Annotated in this window: 19 protein-coding genes; 4 read left to right on the plus strand and 15 right to left on the minus strand. The window is 65.4% G+C overall.

Annotated elements, in window-relative coordinates; all coding sequences use genetic code 11:
• Nucleotides 1-50 precede the first annotated feature (50 nt).
• Both AAFN55_RS01090 and AAFN55_RS01095 read right to left on the minus strand, forming a co-directional pair.
• Nucleotides 51-1,079: a glucokinase gene (locus tag AAFN55_RS01090; RefSeq protein ID WP_347797041.1), complete on the minus strand. Its 1,029-nt coding sequence runs from the start codon at nucleotides 1,077-1,079 to the stop codon at nucleotides 51-53.
• A gap of 31 nt (nucleotides 1,080-1,110) precedes the next feature.
• Nucleotides 1,111-1,506 (minus strand): methylglyoxal synthase, encoded by a 396-nt coding sequence (locus AAFN55_RS01095; protein ID WP_347797042.1) that lies wholly within the window; start codon nucleotides 1,504-1,506, stop codon nucleotides 1,111-1,113.
• Between the two features lie 160 nt (nucleotides 1,507-1,666).
• On the opposite strand from AAFN55_RS01095, the gene AAFN55_RS01100 reads away from it, so the two are divergent.
• The gene (locus tag AAFN55_RS01100; protein ID WP_347797043.1) at nucleotides 1,667-1,900 is read left to right on the plus strand and encodes an AbrB/MazE/SpoVT family DNA-binding domain-containing protein; all 234 of its coding nucleotides are present in this window, start codon (nucleotides 1,667-1,669) and stop codon (nucleotides 1,898-1,900) included.
• A complete protein-coding gene (locus AAFN55_RS01105) occupies nucleotides 1,897-2,301 on the plus strand; it encodes a type II toxin-antitoxin system VapC family toxin (RefSeq protein ID WP_347797044.1) in 405 nt (134 codons plus the stop codon). The genes AAFN55_RS01100 and AAFN55_RS01105 overlap by 4 nt, the downstream gene beginning before the upstream one ends.
• Before the next feature lie 15 nt (nucleotides 2,302-2,316).
• Here AAFN55_RS01105 and mepA read toward each other — a convergent pair whose 3' ends face one another.
• From mepA to AAFN55_RS01125, 4 genes are all read right to left on the minus strand, one after another.
• Nucleotides 2,317-3,306: a penicillin-insensitive murein endopeptidase gene (gene mepA, locus AAFN55_RS01110; protein WP_347800144.1), complete on the minus strand. Its 990-nt coding sequence runs from the start codon at nucleotides 3,304-3,306 to the stop codon at nucleotides 2,317-2,319.
• Nucleotides 3,307-3,462: 156 nt separating this feature from the next.
• On the minus strand, nucleotides 3,463-4,383 hold the full coding sequence (locus AAFN55_RS01115; protein ID WP_347797045.1) for an SDR family NAD(P)-dependent oxidoreductase: 921 nt from the start codon (nucleotides 4,381-4,383) through the stop codon (nucleotides 3,463-3,465).
• Entirely contained in the window at nucleotides 4,380-5,546 is a 1,167-nt protein-coding gene (gene queG / locus AAFN55_RS01120) for a tRNA epoxyqueuosine(34) reductase QueG (protein ID WP_347797046.1), read from the minus strand. The genes AAFN55_RS01115 and queG overlap by 4 nt, the downstream gene beginning before the upstream one ends.
• A gap of 2 nt (nucleotides 5,547-5,548) precedes the next feature.
• Nucleotides 5,549-6,241, minus strand: a complete 693-nt coding sequence (locus AAFN55_RS01125) for a glutathione S-transferase family protein (RefSeq protein WP_347797047.1) — start codon at nucleotides 6,239-6,241, stop codon at nucleotides 5,549-5,551.
• A 149-nt stretch (nucleotides 6,242-6,390) separates the two neighbouring features.
• Here AAFN55_RS01125 and AAFN55_RS01130 point away from each other — a divergent pair, with 149 nt between their 5' ends.
• The gene (locus tag AAFN55_RS01130) at nucleotides 6,391-7,197 is read left to right on the plus strand and encodes an undecaprenyl-diphosphate phosphatase (protein ID WP_347797048.1); all 807 of its coding nucleotides are present in this window, start codon (nucleotides 6,391-6,393) and stop codon (nucleotides 7,195-7,197) included.
• 6 nt (nucleotides 7,198-7,203) lie between these two features.
• On the opposite strand, the gene AAFN55_RS01135 is transcribed toward AAFN55_RS01130, so the two are convergent.
• Nucleotides 7,204-7,968, minus strand: a complete 765-nt coding sequence (locus AAFN55_RS01135) for a sulfite exporter TauE/SafE family protein (protein WP_347797049.1) — start codon at nucleotides 7,966-7,968, stop codon at nucleotides 7,204-7,206.
• A 13-nt stretch (nucleotides 7,969-7,981) separates the two neighbouring features.
• Nucleotides 7,982-8,956, minus strand: coding sequence for a complex I NDUFA9 subunit family protein (locus AAFN55_RS01140; protein ID WP_347797050.1), 975 nt, complete (start codon nucleotides 8,954-8,956; stop codon nucleotides 7,982-7,984).
• 177 nt (nucleotides 8,957-9,133) lie between these two features.
• On the opposite strand from AAFN55_RS01140, the gene AAFN55_RS01145 reads away from it, so the two are divergent.
• The gene (locus AAFN55_RS01145; protein WP_347797051.1) at nucleotides 9,134-10,531 is read left to right on the plus strand and encodes a sodium:proton antiporter; all 1,398 of its coding nucleotides are present in this window, start codon (nucleotides 9,134-9,136) and stop codon (nucleotides 10,529-10,531) included.
• Here AAFN55_RS01145 and AAFN55_RS01150 read toward each other — a convergent pair.
• The 7 genes from AAFN55_RS01150 to znuC form a co-directional block, all read right to left on the minus strand.
• A complete protein-coding gene (locus AAFN55_RS01150; RefSeq protein ID WP_347797052.1) occupies nucleotides 10,528-11,664 on the minus strand; it encodes an ABC transporter permease in 1,137 nt (378 codons plus the stop codon). The two genes, AAFN55_RS01145 and AAFN55_RS01150, sit on opposite strands and share 4 nt — an antisense overlap.
• Nucleotides 11,661-12,578 carry an ABC transporter ATP-binding protein gene (locus tag AAFN55_RS01155; protein ID WP_347797053.1) on the minus strand — a complete coding sequence of 306 codons (918 nt, stop codon included), beginning with the start codon at nucleotides 12,576-12,578 and terminating at the stop codon, nucleotides 11,661-11,663. The genes AAFN55_RS01150 and AAFN55_RS01155 overlap by 4 nt, the downstream gene beginning before the upstream one ends.
• Nucleotides 12,575-13,546: an HlyD family efflux transporter periplasmic adaptor subunit gene (locus AAFN55_RS01160; RefSeq protein WP_347797054.1), complete on the minus strand. Its 972-nt coding sequence runs from the start codon at nucleotides 13,544-13,546 to the stop codon at nucleotides 12,575-12,577. The genes AAFN55_RS01155 and AAFN55_RS01160 overlap by 4 nt, the downstream gene beginning before the upstream one ends.
• Nucleotides 13,543-14,229, minus strand: a complete 687-nt coding sequence (locus AAFN55_RS01165; protein ID WP_347797055.1) for a CerR family C-terminal domain-containing protein — start codon at nucleotides 14,227-14,229, stop codon at nucleotides 13,543-13,545. Before AAFN55_RS01165 ends, AAFN55_RS01160 begins: the two co-directional genes overlap by 4 nt.
• 949 nt (nucleotides 14,230-15,178) lie before the next feature.
• Entirely contained in the window at nucleotides 15,179-15,583 is a 405-nt protein-coding gene (locus AAFN55_RS01170; protein WP_347797056.1) for a Fur family transcriptional regulator, read from the minus strand.
• On the minus strand, nucleotides 15,580-16,449 hold the full coding sequence (gene znuB / locus AAFN55_RS01175; RefSeq protein WP_347797057.1) for a zinc ABC transporter permease subunit ZnuB: 870 nt from the start codon (nucleotides 16,447-16,449) through the stop codon (nucleotides 15,580-15,582). Before znuB ends, AAFN55_RS01170 begins: the two co-directional genes overlap by 4 nt.
• Nucleotides 16,397-17,275, minus strand: a complete 879-nt coding sequence (gene znuC, locus AAFN55_RS01180) for a zinc ABC transporter ATP-binding protein ZnuC (RefSeq protein WP_347797058.1) — start codon at nucleotides 17,273-17,275, stop codon at nucleotides 16,397-16,399. The genes znuB and znuC overlap by 53 nt, the downstream gene beginning before the upstream one ends.
• Between the last annotated feature and the right edge of the window lie 45 nt (nucleotides 17,276-17,320).

Consider the following 17,320-nt stretch of genomic DNA (forward strand, 5'->3'; position numbering starts at 1 on the left):
TGGCTATGCCCTCTCGCGGCGCGGGGTGCAATCGCCAAATGGGAATACGATCAGCCCTTCACCCAACGGCGACCATCGGTCTCGACTCCGAAGAGTGCGGGCGTACGGGCGTAGGCGGCCAGCCCAGTCAAGGCGGCAAGCGGATGGGTGATGACGTAGACCGGCATCTGCTGCATCAGCTCGCCATGCGGCGCCTTGTCCTCGAAGGCCTCCCGAAACAGCCCGTTCTTGAGTGCCGGAATGATCTTCTGCGCGATGCCGCCGGTGAGGAACACCCCGCCACGGCTCATGAAGACAAGCGCCAGATCGCCCGCAAGCCGCCCGAGGCATGTAACGAAGATGTCGAGCGCTTCCTGCGCCATGGCATCGCTTTGGGCGAGTGCCGCGCTTGTGATCTCTGCTGGCGTCGTGAAGCTTGTGGGCCTGCCATCGGCGGCCGCGACGGCGCGATAGAGGTTCACCAGCCCACGACCGCACAGCATCTGTTCGGCCGATACGCGCCCTTCGATGCGCTCGATATGCGGAAAGACGGCGAGGTCGCGTTCCGTGCGCGGTCCGATATCGACATGTCCGCCTTCGCCGGGAACCGGGATCCAGGTGTGCCGCGAATGGACGAGGCCTGCGACCCCAAGGCCCGTTCCCGGCCCGAGCACGACGCGTCCGGCCGTCGGTTCGGGCTCGCCGCCGCCGATTTTTTCCAGATGTTCCGGGCCGAGCGCCACGACGGCGAGGGCCTGCGCCTCGAAATCGTTGAGCACGACGACCTCTTCGAGACCCAGCGTCTCGAACATCTGCCTGGGCTTCACCACCCAGTTGCAGTTGGTCAGCTCGATCTCGTCGCCGTCGACCGGGCCTGCAACGGCGAGGACCGTCGACAGCGGCATCACGGACGTCTTGTCCAGGATCGCCGTCTGGATGGCCTCGTCGATCGTCGCGAAGTCGGCCGTCTGGACGATGGGAAATTCTTTCGGCTCCGCATAGGCGTCGACCAGGATCGCGAAGCGCGCGTTGGTGCCGCCGATATCGCCGATCAGCACCGGGAATCGCAGGATAGTCGTGTCGTCGGTCTGGGCTGGCATGGAAGCGCGTGGTCCCGTTCTGTCCGTGTCGTCAGTTGCGCGCGCTCGGCGCCTCATGGGCCGCCAGGATCATCTCCGCCGTCGCGACGTTGAGCGCGATGGGGATATCATAGACGATGGCGAGCCGCATCAAGGCCTTCACATCGACGTCATGGGGCATGGGGGTCAGCGGATCAACAAGGAAGATCACCGCATCGACCGCCGCCTCGGCGATCAACGCGCCGATCTGCTGGTCGCCGCCAAGCGGGCCGCTCTTGAGCCGCCGCACGCTGAGCGCGGGGTTGGCCTCCGCGATCCGGGCGCCGGTCGTGCCCGTCGCCACGATGTCGCATCCGGCAAGAAAGCCGGCATGCGCAGCGCAGAAGGCGACGAGGTCGTCCTTCTTCTGGTCATGGGCGATCAAGGCGAGGCGAAGTTTGTCGGGCAAAGTCGCAAACCGCTTGGTGAGTTAAATCGGTTTAAGGCTGCGCGGCTCCGGGTGTCAAGAAGGACCCTTCTATCAGTCGATTGCCATCAACTCGGCACTGTTGCGGATGGCTTCGCAAAGTAATACATGCATGATGCACGGTATTACCAGAGGTTCGATGATGAGCACCACAGTCACGGTAAAGGGTCAGGTGACGATCCCGAAGCCCGTACGCGATCTCCTCGGTATCGGACCTGGCAGCAAGGTCGATTTCCGGCGCACGGCGGATGGCAGCGTGATCCTGTCCCGCGCTGACGATACTCGCCCCGCGAGCCGGTTCGAGCGACTGCGCGGCCAGGCGGGCGAGGGTCTCGACACCGACGCCATCATGGCGCTCACGCGCGGCGACGCGTGACCCTCGTCGACAGCAACGTCCTGCTCGATCTGGTCACAAACGATCCGCGCTGGGCGGACTGGTCGATCGCGCAATTGGAGGGTGCAGCCCTTCGGGGTCCGCTGGTCATCAACGATGTCGTCTATGCCGAACTCGCCGTTCGCTACGAGCGGATCGAGGCCCTGGAGGCATTCATTTCCGCGGCGTCCCTGCGCGTCGAGGCAATCCCGCGCGCTGCGCTTTTCCTCGCCGGAAAGGTGTTCACCCAGTATCGAAGAGCGGGTGGCACGCGAACCGGCGTTCTCCCCGATTTCTTCATCGGAGCACATGCCGCAATTGAAAAGCTACCTCTCCTGACCCGGGATGTCGGTCGATATCGAGCCTATTTTCCCACGGTCGAACTGATTACGCCTGATGCCTGACCCTGCCTGTGGCTCTCACTCGTAAGGGCGCGGCTGGGGCAGGGGGATGGAGATATCGGGGGTCGGCGCATAGGCGTTGGCCGTGAAGGGAACCGCGCCTGATGCCGCGATCGTGGGAGCGCTTCCTCGGCCCGCGACCGTCACCGCCGCTTCGGACGCGGGCGCGGGCGCGTTGGCAACCTCGAGACATGCCTTCGGCAGATCGGAGATCCGCATCACATCGCGGGCGCGGGGCTTCGCAGGCCCGGTTGCCGGCCGCCAGGGTTCCTCGGTGAACCACCAGGCGAGCGACTGGTCGCAGCCATCGGCCTTCGGCGTCGCTTCCTGACCACGGCAGCCGGGCGAACCGGCGGGACACCCGATCCGGATGTGGAAGTGTGAATCGTGCCCCCAGAACGGGCGCACCTTCGACAGCCACGAGCGGTCGCCGGAGACCGTGTCGCAGAGCTTCTTCTTGATACCGGGATGGACCAGAAGGCGCTCCACGTTCGGATAGTTCGCGGCGCGCTTCAGGATCGCCGCGTGGGCCGGCGTCCATTTGCGATCATCGACGTAGAGCGAATCGGGCGCGAGCATCGACACGAAGTCCATCTGCTCGCGCTCGGCCACCGACAGCCTGCGCTGCGGCATCGGCACCAACCAGATGTCGGCGTCGAGGCCGATCTGATGCGAGGCATGGCCCGACAGCATCGGCCCGCCGCGCGGTTGAGAAATGTCGCCGACGAGCAGGCCCGGCCAGCCATCCTGTGCGGCCTCGCGCGAAAAACGCTCGAGCAGCGTGATCATCTCCGGATGGCCCCAGCGCCGGTTGCGCGAGAGCCGCATCGCCTGCCAGTTGGGACCGTCGGTCGCGATCGCCATACCGCCGGCGAAACAGCCCTTCGAATAAAAGCCGTAGGAGGCGGGCTGCGTGGCGGCGGGCAGGGGCGTCGCACCGAACACGTCCTTGGCCAGCGGATCGGCTGATGCCGGCATCGCGCCAAGCATAGTCGCCAGGGCGGCCATGCCAAGCACGGCGCGTCGGATGTTCGTCAGGATCGCCAATCTCGTTGCCTCCGATGCCGGATCTGCGCCCCCACGCGGCGCGGAGCATGGACCAGCCATGGTAAACCGAATCATAACATTCGCGACGTGGCTTTTCGACGGCGCACCGTACGGCGATCAGCCGCGCCAGCGCCCGGTGCCCCAGAGATCGCCGAGTGCCGCCCGGTAGTCGGGGAACCGGAATCGGTAGCCCGCGGCCCTCAGGCGGGCATTCGAGACGCGCTTGTTCTCGCCGTAGAAGGATCGCGCCATGGGCGTCATCTCGGCCTCGTCGAAGGCGATCGTGGGCGGTGGCGCGGCGCACATGAGCGACGCCGCATAGGCGACGACGTCCTGCGGCGGGGCGGGTTCGTCGTCGGTGACGTTGAAGATACCGCCTGATTCGGATGCGGCGAGCAGCATCGCTGCGCCGGCGATGTCCCCGACATGGATGCGGTTGAAAACCTGCCCCGGCTTGATGATCCGCTTCGCGGTCCCGCTTGCGAGGTTCACGAGCCCGTTTCGGCCGGGACCGTAGATGCCGGAGAGCCGCAGGATCGCGACGGGCAGGCCGGTCTGCTTGCCAAGCGCCAGCCACTCGTTTTCCGCCTCCAGCCGCATCTGCGACCGGCGCGACGTGGGGTTGCACGCTGAGTCCTCATCAATCCACGCGCCGTCATGATCGCCATAGACCCCGACGGTCGAGAGGTAGCCGACCCAGCGCAGCGCGGGCATGGAACGCGCGATCGTATCGCGCGCGACCGCCAGAACCGGATCGACCGATGCACGTGGCTGTGAAGAATCGGCGCCTTCACCACGCATTCCGTGATCCGGGGCGATCGAAATGACCAGATGGGTCGTCTCGTGCAAGGCATCCGCGATCTCCGGCGACAGCGACGTCCCGTCGAACAGGAGCGGCGTGACGCCTGCGGCGCCGAGCGCTTTTGCCTTTTCCGGCGACCGCGTCGTGCCGGCAGCCATGCCGCCCGCTTCGATGGCTTCGCGTGCGATGGCAAGGCCGGAATAGCCCGCGCCGAAGATGAAGAATCGGCTTGTCACTGAAGTCCTCCGGCAGTTTCACGTGTGTACGCAGTATCGATTTCGGCCAGGACAGCCGGATCGTCCTCGTCGTGAAGACGGTCACCGATGGCACGCGCGAAATTTGCGTTGTCCAGCAATCGCGACAGCGCCCAGACGGCCGCGCCGCGTACCAGCGGTGATTGATCGTCCAGCAACGGTTCGACGGGCGGAATGAGCGTGGGGTCGCCTGAATTTCCCGCAGCGATCAGAACGTTGCGGATGAAGCGGTCGCGGCCGATGCGCTTGACCGGCGATCCACTGAAAAGCGCGCGGAACGCCCCATCGTCCAGCGAGATCAGGTCGGCCAGGCGCGGCTCGCGCAGGTCGTCCCGCGCCACGAGCTTCGCCTCGGAGGCGGTTTGCGCGAACTTGTTCCAGGGACAGGCGGCAAGGCAGTCGTCGCAGCCATAGATGCGGTTGCCGATGGCGGCGCGGAATTCACGCGGGATCGGTCCCTTGTGCTCGATGGTGAGGTAGGAGATGCAGCGTCGTGCATCGAGCTGGTAGGGCGCGGGAAAGGCGTCGGTGGGACAGATGTCCAGGCAGGCGCGGCAGGAGCCGCAATGGTCGGTTTCCGCGATGTCCGGCGCGAGTTCCGCAGTCGTGAAGATCGACCCGAGAAACAGCCACGAGCCGAACTCGCGGCTGACGAGATTCGTGTGTTTTCCCTGCCAGCCGATGCCTGCCGCATGCGCGAGCGGCTTTTCCATCACCGGCGCTGTGTCGACGAAGACTTTTACGTCGGCGCCCGAGCGCGAGGCCAGTTTCTGCGCCAGTTCCTTCAGTCTGCCCTTGATGACGTCGTGATAGTCGCGATGGCGCGCATAGACGGAAATCGCAGCGCGGTCGGGCCTCTCCAGAAGATCGAGCGGGTTTTCGTCGGGGCCGTAATTCATCGCCAGCATGACGATCGAGCGGACTTCGGGCCACAAGACGCGCGGATCGCCCCGTCTCGCAGCCGTCTCAGCCAGCCATTCCATCGAGGCGTGGCGGCCGTGATCGATTGCGGATGCCAGCCGCTGGGAAGCGAGCGGGGTGGCGTCGGGCGCGGTCACGGCGACCACGTCGAAGCCGAGATGCCCTGCTTCGCGGTTGAGAAAATCCCGAAGCCGGTCCGGTCGGACGGGTTCCAGGCCGGTCATGGTCAGAAATCGAGATCGGCGTAGTGCGATACCGGCGACTGCCCCCGCACGCGATCGGCCAGGATAGGCCGGAATGAGGGCCGCGACTTCATGCGCGTGTACCAGTCCTTGGCAGCCGGATTGTCGCTCCAGTCGATCTCGCCGAGATAATCGAGAACCGAAAGCGCCGCCGCCGCCGCCATGTCGGCATAGGTCAAGCGCGGACCGGCGAGCCAGTTGCGTGTGCCGGCCAGCCAGTTGGTGTATTTCAGGTGCTGGCGCACGTTCGCGCGGGCCGCACGGATCGCCGACGAATCGGGTGAGCCGCCGCCATGCTCGCTGCCCATGACCGGCTTCAGCACGCGCTCGCGCACCAGATGGCGCGTCACGTCGGCCTCTGTCTTGACCAGATACCAGTCGACCAGCCTGCGGATTTCCGCGCGGACCAGCGGGTCCTCCGCGAAGAGGCGCTTGTCCCGCTTCAAAACGCCGCGTGTCTCGTCGAGATATTCGGCGATCACCGTCGCCCCCACGATCGGCTCGTCGCCCTCGGCCAGCAGGACGGGAAGCGTGGCGGCGGGGTTGAGCGACAGGAATTCTTTGCGCCGCAGCCAGGGTTTCTCCTCGATCAGGGCCAGCTCCTCGCCATACTCCCCGAAGGAGAGGCGGACAAAACGGCAGGCGGCGAAGAGTGGGTGATGAAACAGGGTCAGCATGGCACTGGTGAAAATACGAACGCTCTGGCCTTTTCAAGGCGGCAAGGCTAATTCTCGGCCGTTTCGAGTCGGGCGCGGGACCTTTCGACCTATAGGCGCTCATCCCTTGCGTGACAAGCAAGCGGCGCCGCCAACCCAAAGGCATTTCCATGAGCGAACAGACGATCGTCGGCGCGGCATTGCTCGGCATTCTCGAGGGACTGACGGAGTTCATACCGGTTTCCTCGACCGGACACATCCTGCTGGCCGGCCATTTCCTGGGGTTCCAGTCGACCGGTAAGTCGTTCGAGGTCCTTATCCAGCTCGGCGCGATTCTTGCGATCCTCTCCGTCTATTTCGCCCGGCTCTGGAACATGCTCGTCACGCTGCCGTCCGACCGCGGCACGCAGACCTTCGTCGGGGGCATCCTGATCGCGTTCCTGCCGGCGGCCGTGATCGGCGCGTTGGCGCACAGCTTCATCAAGGACGTGCTGTTCGAGACGCCGATGCTGATCTGCGTGATGCTGATCCTTGGCGGGTTCGTGCTGCTGTGGGTGGACAGGCGTCAGGTCGAGCCGAAATACACCGATGCGGCGAAGTTTCCGCTCTCCGTCTATTTCCGGATCGGCTTGTTCCAGTGCCTGGCGATGATTCCCGGCACGTCGCGCTCCGGCGCGACGATCGTCGGCGCGCTGCTGCTGGGAGCAGACAAGCGCTCGGCGGCGGAATTCTCGTTCTTCCTCGCCATGCCGACGATGGCGGGCGCGTTCGCCTACGACCTCTACCAGAACCGCGACATTCTCACCGCCGCCGATCTCCCGATCATCGCGACGGGGTTCGTGTTCGCGTTCGTCAGCGCTGTACTGGTCGTGCGCAGGCTGCTCGATTTCGTCTCGAAGCGTGGCTACGCACCCTTCGCGTGGTGGCGGCTGATCGTCGGCACGGCCGGTCTGGTCGCGCTTCTCGTCTGGGGCTGACCGCCGTCACAAATCCATGAACCCCCGGCGGATCATGTCGAGTGCCAGCAGCGTGATGCCGATCCTGAACCAGCGCCGGAAGGTTTCTTCCGGCAGCGCCTCCAGCCACCGGCTGCCATAGACCGTTCCGAGATAGCCCGACGCGATCATGATCGCGACCAGCGGCAGCCATTGCGCGAAGGCAAATCCCGCAAAGCCGAACACGACGACCTTGAGAAAATGCTGGATCGTCATGCCGGCGGCATGGGTGGCGATCAGCGCCTTGCGGTCGTCCGGGATGATCTGGGCGAAAAAGGCCGAGAGCAGCGCCCCGGTCGCACCGACGAACATCGTGATCAGGGCCGTGACGCCGCTGCCGATGGCGATGCCGGCATGCCCCAACCGCTCGAAGCCGGGGATCTTCGCCCACGTCACCGCGATGATGAAGACGCCGAGCACGAGCTTGAGCACCGCATCCGGCAATTGCACGACGACCATCGCGCCCGCGACCGCGCCGACGAGCGATCCGGCGACGAACGGCAGGAAGATCGTATGCCGGACATGCGCTCGCTGGTGCCATGCGCGTCCGGTGTTCGAGCCGAGCTGCACCGCGCCGTGAACCGGAATGAGTGCGGCGACCGGCACGAAGAGGCCCATCAGGGTCAGCATCGCGACGCCCCCGCCGACGCCGAAAGCGGCGGTCAGCGCGGAGGTGAAGAAACTGGCGACGACGAGCAGCGCGGCGACCGCCATGCCGATCCCCTCGGGCAGCAGGGCGGCAATCGTCTCCAAGTGCCGGCGACGCCTATGCGGAGGTTGGTTTGTTGAACTGTCCCGCCGGACGATACTGCCAGAGGTATGATGGCAGGATCGCATCCATCGGCTGGGGCTGGATGCCGAGACCGGCAAAGGTGCGGCCTTCGCTCTCGGCCTCGGGCGAGACGACCGTGTCGGTCTTGAGCATCTCGACCTGGTCCGTCGTGAGCAGCGGATTGGGGAGCAGGCCCAGCACCGAGCCCATCAGACCTGCCGCCCACCATGGAACGGGCACGAGCAGGCGCTTGCGGCCGATCACCGACAGCATCTGCTCCATGCACTGCTTGAAAGTCAGCGTCTCGGGGCCGCCAAGCTCGTAGATGCGGCCGCCTTCGATCACGCCGTCGACCGAGCGCGCGATCGCCTCGGCGACGTCGCCGACATAGACGGGCTGGAACTTCGTTTCGCCGCAGCCGATCAGCGGCAATGCAGGCGAGAGCCGCGACATGGCGGCGAAGCGGTTGAAGAAGCCGTCCTCGGGCCCGAAGACGATCGACGGGCGGAAGATCACCGCGTCCTTGACCGTATCCAGCACGGCCTGCTCGCCGCGCGACTTGGTGCGGGCATAGGCGGCTTGCGATTGTGCGTTGGCGCCGATCGCAGAGACATGCGTCAGCTTCGCGCCTGCGGCACGGGCAGCTTCCGCCACGGCTCGCGCACCGAAATCCTGCACCGCGTCGAAACGCTGGCGCCCGCTTTCGAACAGGATGCCGACGAGGTTGATGACATGGTCAGCGCCCTGCACCGCGCGGTCGATCGACCAGCGCACGCGCAGATTGGCCTGAACCGCCTGGATCTGGCCGACATTGCCGAGCGGCTGCAAATGGCCGGCGAGGTTCGGATTGCGCACCGCGACCCGAACGCGGTAGCCGCGACGGGCCAGGGCACGCACGACGTGACGGCCGAGGAAGCCGGAGCCTCCGAAAACGGTGACGAGCGGTGGCACCTTTGTGATGGCGGTCATCGCGGGCTCTCCATTGCCTGCCTTGTTCCGCCGCTTCTTAGCGCCTCCGCGCGGAAAGGCAAAGGGTGGCGTTGCGCATCCGACGGACGATTTTGCTTCACGTGTCGGAATGGGGCGGCTAAGAGGGGCGGCTTTGAGGCTGGAGGGACGTCCGTGGGGTTCGCAAGCAGGATTTTGATGACGGCGCTCGCCGTGATCACGATGTCGACGGCAGCCTTCGCCGCCGAGGAGCACGGGCTTCCCGGTGCCACGATGTCGCTTCTCTGGGCGATACCGTTCGTCGGTATCCTCCTGTCGATCGCGACCGGCCCGCTTCTCTATCCGCATGTGTGGGAACATCATTACGGCAAGATCACCGCCGCCTGGTCGGCGCTCGTCGTCATTCCCCTTTTGGCGGCGTTCGGCGTCGATGCGACGGTCTATTCCGTGCTTCACACGATGCTGCTCGAATACATGTCGTTCATCATCCTGCTGTTTGCGCTGTTTACGATCTCGGGCGGCATCCTGATTGCCGGAAACATCCACGGCACGCCGCTGGTCAATGCGGGCCTGCTGGTGATCGGCGCGCTTCTGGCCTCGGTGATCGGCACGACCGGTGCGTCGATGATCATGATCCGGCCCATCATCCGCGCCAACGACAACCGCCCCTTCAACGCGCATGTGATCGTGTTCTTCATCTTCCTCGTGTCGAACATCGGCGGTTCGCTGACGCCGCTCGGTGATCCGCCGCTGTTTCTCGGCTTCCTGCGCGGAGTCGACTTCTTCTGGACGACGACCCACCTGCTGCCCGAAATGCTGTTCGTCGGCGTCATCGTGCTTGCCGCCTTCATCGTGCTCGACGTGATCCTGCACAGGCGTGAAAACGGCCTGCCCAAGATCAAGGATCCGACGCCGGATTCGAAGGTGCGCATTCGCGGTCTCGTGAACCTGCCGCTGCTGGGCGGCGTCATTGCGGCGATCCTGATGTCGGGGGTCTGGAAGCCGGGCATCGGCTTCACGGTCGGCGGTGTCGAGGTCGAGCTTCAGAATCTGCTGCGCGACGTCATCATCCTGGCGCTCGCGCTCATCTCCCTCCTAATCTCCAGCAAGGAATATCGCGCGGCCAACGGCTTCAACTGGGAGCCGATCAAGGAAGTCGCCAAGCTCTTCGCCGGCATCTTCATCTGCATCATCCCGGTAATCGCGATCCTGCGTGCCGGCCTCGACGGCGGCTTTGCGCCGCTGGTCGCACTGGTGACGGGGCCTGACGGCGCGCCAAACGACTTCGCCTATTTCTGGCTGACGGGCGTGCTCTCGTCCTTCCTCGACAACGCGCCCACCTATCTCGTCTTCTTCGAACTCGCAGGCGGCGATCCGCAGGTCCTGATGACCACTCTGTCGCGCACGCTCGTCGCGATCTCGGCCGGTGCGGTCTTCATGGGCGCGAACACCTATATTGGCAACGCGCCGAACTTCATGGTCTATGCCATCGCGCGCGGCCAGGGCGTCAACATGCCGAGCTTCTTCGGCTACATGCTCTGGTCCGGCGTCGTGCTGGTGCCGACGTTCATCCTCATGAGCCTGGTGTTCTTCTAGTCGAGCGTCCGGCGGAAGCGCACAAGCGCGACGGACGCATAGGCGAGGATGAAGAGGCAGAGAACCGCGGCCTCGAACCCCACGTCGGAGGCATTCGCGCCCTTGAGCATCACGGCGCGGATGATGCGCAGGAAGTGGGTCAGCGGGAAGAACTCGCCGATCCACTGCGCCCAGACCGGCATGCCGCGAAACGGGAACATGAAGCCCGACAGCATGATCGACGGCAGGAAAAAGAAGAAGGTGAGCTGCAGCGCCTGCATCTGCGTCCGTGCGACGGTCGAGATGAAATAGCCCAGCAGGACCAGCGCCATCACGAAGGCGAGGATCGCGGCGACGAGCAGCACCGGATCGCCGACGAAGGGTATGCCGAAGAGCAGCCGCGCCGTCGCCAGCACAACCACGACCTGCACCGCACCCACAGCGAGGTAAGGCAGCACCTTGCCCAGCATGATCTCCAGCGGGCTCGCCGGCATCGCGAGCAGGTTTTCCATCGTGCCGCGCTCTACCTCGCGGGTGAGTGCGATCGAGGTCATCATCACCATCGTCATCTGCAGGATGACGCCGAGCAGCCCGGGCACGATGTTGTATTGCGAGATGCCTTCGGGATTGTAGCGGCGGTGGACGACCACTTCGAGCTGTCCCGCCTTCTCCAGCGCGGCGGCCGTCTCCATGCCGCGCTCGCGCAGCAGCGCCTGCTGGGCGACGGTGCCCAGCGTCGAGATCGCGCCGCTCGCCGCCGACGGGTCGGTCGCGTCCGCCTCGATCAGGATTTGCGGATGATCGCCGCGATCCACCCGGCGTGCGAAATCGGACGGGATGGTGACCGCGAAGACGACCTGGCCCGAGGCCAGCAATTGCTCGGCTTCCGACGCGCTCGCGGTGACATGATCGAAACGGTAATAGCCTGTTGTCTCAAGCGCGGAGACCAGCGCGCGCGTATAGTGATCCTGGCTGACCGTGACGAGCGCCGCCGGGAGCTGTTTCGGGTCCGAATTGATCGCGTAGCCGAACAGCAGGAGCTGTATCAGCGGCACGCCCAGCATCATGGCGAAGGTGATGCGGTCACGCCGCATCTGGATGAATTCCTTCATCAGGAGCGCGCCGAGGCGGGTGAGCGAGAAGAAGCTTTTCATTGCATGTTGTCCCGTGCGCCGCCCATGAACTGGATGAACACATCCTCCAGGCTCGTCTCGCCCCTGGCGAGCGTGACGCCGTCCCTTTTCGCCAGCGGGCGAAGGACGGCTTCGAGCGCCTGTTCGTCGGGTCCGACGACGTGCAGCGTCGCGCCGAAGGGCGCGACCTGTGTCACGCCCGGCAATGTCGCGACCTCGGTGGCGAGGCGGGACAGGTCCGGGCCGCGCAGGACGAAGGTTGCGAGCCCCGCATCGCGCACCACCTCCTCCACCGTTCCGGTGGCGAGCATCTTGCCGTAGGCGATGTAGCTGATGCGGTGGCAGCGCTCCGCCTCGTCCATGTAATGGGTGGAGACGAGCACCGTCAGGCCGTCGGCCGCGAGGCGATGGATTTCGTCCCAGAAGTCCCGCCGCGCCTTGGGATCGACGCCGGCCGTGGGTTCGTCGAGCAGCAGGAGTTTCGGCTTGTGCATGATGCAGGCGGCGAGCGCCAGCCGCTGCTTCCAGCCGCCCGACAGCGTGCCCGCGAGCTGGCCACGTCGCGACGTCAGCCCGAGGTCCTCCAGCGTGCGGTCGACATGCTCGCTCACCGGCTTCAATCGATAGAGGCGCGCCACGAATTCGAGGTTTTCGGCAATCGTCAGATCCTCGTAGAACGAGAATTTCTGGGTCATGTAGCCGACCTCGCGCTTGATCAGCAGGCTCTGGGTGCGCAGGTCGAAACCGAGCACGCTGCCTTCGCCTTCGTCGGGCGTCAGCAGGCCGCACATGAGCCGGATCGTGGTCGTCTTGCCGGAGCCGTTTGGGCCGAGAAAGCCGACGATCTCGCCCTCGCGAACAGTCATCGACACGTGGTCGACGACCGTCTTGTCGCCGAAGCGCTTGACAAGGCCGTGGACGTCGATCGCGTTCATGGCCGCTTCGCCGCCTGCTCTTCGGTCACCAACACCACGTCCACGATCTGCCCCGGCTTCAGCGTGGCGGCAGCATTACCCTCAAGGCGGGCCTCGACGAGATGCACGAGCTTCTGCCGCGTCTCCAGTGAGTAGATCACGGGCGGTGTGAATTCGGGCTCGGGCGCGGCATAGCTGACCCGCGCGGTGAGGCCCGCAGGGCAGCCGTCGCACCGGACGCCGAGCAGCGAGCCCACGGTTACCGAGGAGAAGGCAGGCTCCGGCACGTAGAGCTTCAGCTTCACCGCGCCGTCGGGCAGCAGCGACAGGATCGGGGCGGTCGGCCCTGCGATGTCGCCGGGATAGCGGATCAGATCGTTGACGCGGCCGGAAACGGGCGCGGTCATCGTCCGCTTCTCCAGCCGCCAGCGCGCCTGATCGACCACCGCACGCGCACGCTCGACTTGGCCTTCGGCGGCCTTGATCGTCTCCGGCCGCGCGGCAAGATGGGCGACCGCCAGATTGGCCCTGGCCTGGGCGATCGATGCCTCGGCCACTTCGAGACCCGCTTCGGCCTTGTCGAGCTCGGCCGGCGGCGCGATTCCACGCTGCTGAAGGTCGCGCGTGCGCTCCAGCGCGCTCCGCGCTTCGGTCGCCTGCGCATTGGCGGATTGAAGCGCTGCTTCCAGCACGGCGACTTCCTCCGGCCTTTTGCCGAGCCTCAGGTCGCCCAATTGCGCCTCGGCCTGGGCGAGTGCGGCTTCGGCTTCGACGAGGGCGATCTGCGCGTCGTCGGCTTCGAGCGTGGCGACGACCGCGCCTGCCTCGACACGATCGCCGCGCGCGACGCTTTGCGTGAGAAGCTGGCCGGTTTCGATCGGAGCGAGCAGCACATACTCGCCTTCGACATAGCCGACCGCCAAAGGCGTGGGTTCGGCGCATGCAGAGAACAGCAGGGCGGCGAAGGGAACGGCGCAGATGAAGCTCATGGTCGGTTTCCTTCACCCGTTTTGGTCTCGGCGCCGGCATCGAGAATGGCATGGACGTTGGCGAGCACGGTTTCGGTGATGCGTGCCGCCTCGGCCGCGCCGAAGGTGCCCCAGCCCATGCGTCGCTGGACCGCCTGCTGGCCGATGCGGAAATAGACGATCTGCCCAATGATCGTGAAAACCGCGATGCGGGTCTCCTCGGACTCCGGCTCGCGGCCGGCCGCGATCCCCCAGATCTGGCAGAGCCTCTTGTGGATCGGCTCGAAGACGCCGTCATAAACGATGTCCAGTGCTTTCGTCGGCGTCTGCATTTCACGAAGGACGAAGGGCACGATATCTCCCGCCTCCGGGCCGGCGAGAAGGAAGCCGCCCATGCGCCTCAGCGCCTGCTCGATCTGTGCGCGCGCCTCCTGGCTGTTGCGCGGCATGGGCAGCCCCTCGATGATCGGGGCGGCGACGGTCCTGACCGTGTCCACTATATGCTGGGCGCAGGCGTCGCGCAGGCCCTCCTTGCTGCCGAAATGATAGGCGATCGAGCCGATATTGGCCTTGGCCGCAGTCGCAATTTCGCGCGTGGAGGTCGCCGCGAAGCCGTTGGTGCCGAACAGATGGAGCCCGGCCCGAAGCAGGGCGGTCCTTGTGTCGTCGGCTTGCAGGGGGGAGGATGTGCGTGTCTTTGGCATGGAGACATTTAATCAATCGATTGATTAAATGTCAAGTTCGGATGGAGAGAGTGAGGGGGCGCTTCACGGATACCACGCCTGCCGAAGCACCTGATCATTTCAAAGAACACCACTCTGAGGTGGTAAGACGGGCGGCCAAAAGCTCACGCAGGGACAAGGAACACCAGGTTCTGAACCATCCCGCGGCGGGGCCGGCGAGGCATGGATCCCCGGGTCTGCGCATTTCGCTTCGCTCAATGCTCCGCCCGAGCATGACGAAGTGGGTGGGGATGCCTTGAGGATGACGAAGGGAGCGAAGCTCACCGAAAACCGTCAGCGTCTCCGAACTTGGCCCAGCCGACCCCCCCGCTTCGTCATTCTCGGGCGACTGGAGCGAAGCGTAGGGAGACCCGGGAATCCATGCCTCGGCGGTTGGTGACGAGCGGGATGATCAAGATGTTCCGCCGATCTTCGGTTGCTGCCCGCACGGGCGCCGGTTTCTGCACCACCCCGAGGCGGGCCCGGCGAGGCATGGATGCTCGGGTCTGCGCACCTCGCTTCGCTCGCTGCTCCGCCCAAGCATGACGAAGTGGGTGGGAGCGCTCATCGATAAGCCGTCAGCGTCACCGAAACTGGCTCACCGGATATCACCTCACCTTCGTCATTCTCGGGCGACTGGAGCGAAGCGTAGGGAGACTCGGGAATCCATGCCTCGTCAGTTGGTGACGAGCGGGATGGTCAAGATGTTCCGCCGATCTTCGGTTGCTGCCCGCACGGGCGCCAAGTTCTGCACCGTCCTGCGGCTGAACCGGCGAGGCACGGGTCCCCGGGTCTGCGCATCTCGCTGCGCCCGAGGATGACGGAGTTGGGGGGGCCGCCTTGGGGATGACGAAAGGGGGGAATGTGGGGACAACCGAGGCGGTGGATGTCGGTCGCGATGGCGCCTGCTCTGCGCTACAACCTTCCGCTCTCAGGCTGCTTCCCGGCAGTCGGCGCAGTGGCCGCGGATTTCGATCGTGGTCTTCTCGGCCTTGAAGCCGTGGTCCGTCGACCATGCGCCGAGACGCTCGCGCACGATCGCGTCGGAGAATTCGTCGACCTGGCCGCAGGTCTCGCAGATCGCGAAGGCGATCAGGCCCTGGTCGTGGCAATGCGGATGCGCGCAGGCGACGAAGGCGTTCAGCGATTCGAGCCTGTGGACGAGGCCGAAGCCGAGCAGCTTTTCGAGCGCGCGATAGACCTGCAGCGGGGCGCGAAAGCCGTCGCCGCGCAGCCGGTCGAGGATCGTATAGGCCGAGAGCGGGCCGTCCGCCGCCGACAGCGTGCCGAGGACCAGCGTCTGGTTCTTCGTCAAATCGTGATGCGTATGGCTCATGGCACCTGGTTTCCGGAGACTGCGCTGCCGCGCTTGAGACGCCCAGCGTACGGCAACAGGCTTGCGAGGAAAAGGACGAGGGCCGCGACGACGATCGACGGGCCGGATGGCGTGTCGAATTCGAGCGACCCGAAGAGGCCGCCGACCACCGCCACCGCGCCGATCAGCGAGGCGAGAACCGCCATCTGCTCAGGCGTGGCCGAGAATTTGCGGGCGGTTGCGGCGGGGATGATCATCAGGGAGGTGATAAGCAGCACGCCGACGATCTTCATCGCGATGGCGATGACGAGCGCCATCAGGAGCATGAAGATGAAGCGCGTGCGCTCGGGCGCCATGCCCTCGGCATGAGCGAGTTCCTCATTGACGGTCGCCGCCAGCAGCGGCCGCCAGATCCACGCGATGACAGCGATGACCAGAGCGCCGCCGCCATAGATCAGCGCGATGTCGAGCCGCGAGACCGCGAGGATGTCGCCGAAGAGGAAGCCCATCAGGTCGACGCGCACCCAGCTCATGAAGCCGACGATGACGAGGCCGAGCGCCAGCGTCGAATGCGACAGGATGCCGAGAAGCGCGTCCGCCGACAGTGCGCCCCTGCGCTGGAGGAGCATCAGCGCGATCGAGACAAGTGTGGCGACGATGAACACGCCGGCGGTCAGGTTGATCTCGAACAGGAAGGCGAGCGCTACGCCGAGAAGCGCGGAGTGGGCCATCGTGTCGCCGAAATAGGCCATGCGCCGCCAGACGATGAAACAGCCGAGCGGCCCCGTCGTCAGCGCGAGTCCGACACCGGCGATGAGTGCGCGTGTGAAAAAATCATCGAGCACGGCCGTCTCCCTCGTGCGCGTGATGGGCGTGCCCGTCGTCATGGCCGTGGTCGTGCACGTGATGATGGCCGTCGCCGGGGTGGCAATGTTCGGTGACCGAGCCATCCTGGTGCAGCACGCGCCCATCGGGCAGGTGCGTATGGTCGTGATGGTGCCGGTAGATTGCCAGCGTCTCGGCGGCGCGCACGCCGAAGAGCTTCTGGTATTCGGGGCTGGAGACGACCGAATCCGGCGTGCCCCGGCAGCAGACATGGCCGTTGAGGCAGATGACCGTGTCGGTGTCGGCCATCACCACATGCAGATCGTGCGAGATCATCAGGATGCCGCAGCCGGTGCGGTCGCGAATTTGGCGGATGAGGTCGTAGAGTGCCACCTCGCCGGAGAAATCGACGCCCTGCACGGGTTCGTCGAGAACGAGCAAATCGGGCTTGCGCAGGATCGCTCGTGCAAGCAGCGCGCGCTGGAACTCGCCGCCCGACAGCGCCTGCACTTCCGCCCGGGCGAGATGCGGTATGCCGACGGATGCCAGCGCCTCGGTAATTTCGGTCGCCGTGTGGCCCGCCGTCAGGCTCATGAGGCGTTCCACGGTCAGCGGCAGCGTCCAGTCGATGGCGAGCTTCTGCGGCACGTAGCCGACCGTGAGTGCCGGATGCCGGGTCACGGTGCCCTCGCTTGGCCGCAGCACGCCGATCGCAGTCTTGGCCGTGGTGCTCTTGCCCGATCCGTTGGGGCCGATCAGCGTCACGATCTCGCCGCGGCGGATGTCGAACTCCACGCCGCGCACCAGCCAGCGCCCGCCGCGAAACACGCCGGCGTTCTTCAGGCTCACCAGCGTCTCGCGGGAAGCGGCATCGGATTTTTTCAGCATCGTTCGTCCATTCGGGCTTGCCACCGGCATATGGCACACGTTATA

It is taken from the genome of Mesorhizobium sp. CAU 1732 (assembly GCF_039888675.1).
Classification (GTDB): domain Bacteria; phylum Pseudomonadota; class Alphaproteobacteria; order Rhizobiales; family Rhizobiaceae; genus Aerobium.